The organism is Janthinobacterium sp. ROICE36, assembly GCF_002869965.1.
In the GTDB taxonomy this organism is placed as follows: domain Bacteria; phylum Pseudomonadota; class Gammaproteobacteria; order Burkholderiales; family Burkholderiaceae_D; genus Janthinobacterium.
Genome location: NZ_PEBS01000158.1, coordinates 1 through 2,311, shown reverse-complemented (window position 1 = coordinate 2,311; position 2,311 = coordinate 1). Strand labels below are relative to the sequence as shown.

The following is a 2,311-nucleotide window of genomic DNA, read 5'->3' as shown; positions in this document are numbered from 1 at the left end:
GTGTATCGATGGTTTGCGACCGGACCCTTCGTTCCAGTTCGGCACGGTCTTCCTCGCTCAATATAATCGGCGCCGCAGTCAGCATTGCTCACCTCATCTCAAACTCAATATGTAGATGATAGCGCAGCCTTTAAATAGTGCAACCATTTCGCAAGCAGTACACTAGCTTCACGTCACCTTTCCCGAGTTTTCTTGCCTACGCGCAGTATCTGCGGCCGCTGGCGGTGCTGCTGTCGGACGCCAGTATCGACCTGCACGATCTGACAGATGTGGTGCGATCCGCGCAGGTAGTGACTATCTACACTGGCGCGCCAGCTGTAGCCGCTGGCTTTACCAGTAACCGAGCAACTTCCACCAGCTCGTGCCGATGACGGCAAAGATCAGCAGTTCCACCACGCACATGATGAAACCGACTCTCCACCAGTTGCCCATCGTCACGAAGCCGCTGCCGAAGATGATGGGCGAGGTGCCCGTCGCATAGTGGGTCAGGGTCATCATGATGGCTGAGCCGGCCGTCATCATCAACATGAAGGGCACGTGGTATTCGGCGGGAATCAGGTGCAGGCCCACCGTCAGGAAGGCCAGCAGCATGGCGCTGATGTGGGCCGTCGTGCTGGCAAAGAAGTAATGCGAAAAGACAAACACCAGCACCAGGACGGCGGCTATCGGCAACCAGTCCATGCCGCTGGCAACGATGGCCGCCTTCATGCCGGCCGAAAACCAGACAATCACGCCCGTCTTGTTCAACTGCTCGGCCATCATCACCAGCGCGCCAAACCACACGAGGGTGTCCCAGGCGCTCTTTTCCGACAGCACGTCGTCCCAGTCGATGGTGCCGGTAATGATCAGCACGAACAAGCCGACAAAGGCAACCACCGTCGCATCGAGCGAAAACGCGGGACCGAACAGCATGGCGGGTACATTGGCCCACAACAGCAGCAGCAGGGCAAAGGTGCCCAGCATGACTTTTTCCGACGGCGACAGCGGACCCATGCTTTTCAGCTCCGCCTTGGCATAGGTGACGGCGTCCGGCGTGGCTTTCAGTTCCGGCGGCGAGAGCCGATAGATAATCAGGGGCATCACCAACAGGCAGACCAGGCCCGGCAGCAGCATGCACAGGGCCCAGGTGGTCCACGTCAGGTGGAAACTCTGGCCGCTGGCCTTGGCCACGAAATCGACCACCAGCGGATTGGGCGCCGTGGCAGTGAGGAACATGGCCGAGGTGATGGGGTTGGCGTGGTAGTTGACGAGGGCCAGATACGTGCCCACTTTGCCTTCCGTGCCTTTGGCAGGGTCTGAATCGAAGGCGTTGGCGATCGATTTCATGACGGGGTGGACGATGCCGCCGCCGCGTGCCGTGTTACTCGGCGTAAAGGGCGCCAGCACCAGTTCGCAAATCGCCAGGCCGTAGCCGATGCCCATGGTGCGCTTGCCCAGCAGGGAAATGAACAGCAGGCCGATGCGGCTGCCCAGCCCCGTCTTTTTCAGGCCGCGCGAAATCAGGATCGCCACGACGATCAGCCAGATCAATGGATTCGAAAAACTGCTGAGCGCATCCGTGATGGCGCCCTTGGACGAGCCCGACGTCACTTGCGACAAGGACACGATGACGATGGCCATCATGGCCATCACGCCGATGGGCATGACTTTCAATATGATCGCCAGGATGGTGGTAAGAAAAATCGCCACCAGGCCCCAGGCCTTGGGCGTCAAGCCATCGGGCGCCGGCAGCAATAGCATGCTCACCAGCAAGGCAGTGCAAATCAGGGCGGGAACGAGGCGGAATGGGACGGCTTCCTTGAAATGCAGGAACATGTCGCGCACTGTTTTATACATCTTTATTACCTTTCGCTGTGGGTCAGGCATCCTGGCGACCGGAATCGTGCACGCAGATTCATGGGCTGAGAGGCACAAGTAGCGCGCCCGCAAGATGACAGATGCCCAACAATTCTGTTCGGCAATATCATACACGCAAGGCGGCCCGTCCCCGGCGCCATTCGGCGCGGCATTCCCTGCAATTGCAAAATCGTTGACCTGCGAGCGACATGTGTCGCACAATCGCCCCTCATGTCGCCTAACAGGGTGTTGAATTAATCGCCGTGCCCGTCAACCATCACGGGCCGGTAAACGTTGTTTCATCAGCCCCACTTTCCCACCGCCATCATGCGCAAGACCGACGTCACCCAGCACTCTCTGTACAGTTACCGCTCGTTGGAGGAACGCATCCCGGATGCGCATCCCTTGCGCAAATTGCGAGTACTGGTCGATGCCATCCTGGCCAACATGAACGATGATTTCCAGGCGCTGTATT

Annotated in this window: 1 protein-coding gene and 1 pseudogene; one reads left to right on the top strand and one right to left on the bottom strand. The window is 58.8% G+C overall.

Annotation, left to right across the window (positions count from 1 at the left end; all coding sequences use genetic code 11):
• Positions 1 to 330: 330 nt before the first annotated feature.
• Positions 331 to 1,836: a DASS family sodium-coupled anion symporter gene (locus CSZ94_RS27150; protein WP_102124335.1), complete on the bottom strand. Its 1,506-nt coding sequence runs from the start codon at positions 1,834 to 1,836 to the stop codon at positions 331 to 333.
• 327 nt (positions 1,837 to 2,163) lie between these two features.
• Between CSZ94_RS27150 and CSZ94_RS29115 the strand changes: the two are divergent.
• Positions 2,164 to 2,311, top strand: a pseudogene (locus tag CSZ94_RS29115) (IS5/IS1182 family transposase); the annotation flags it as partial.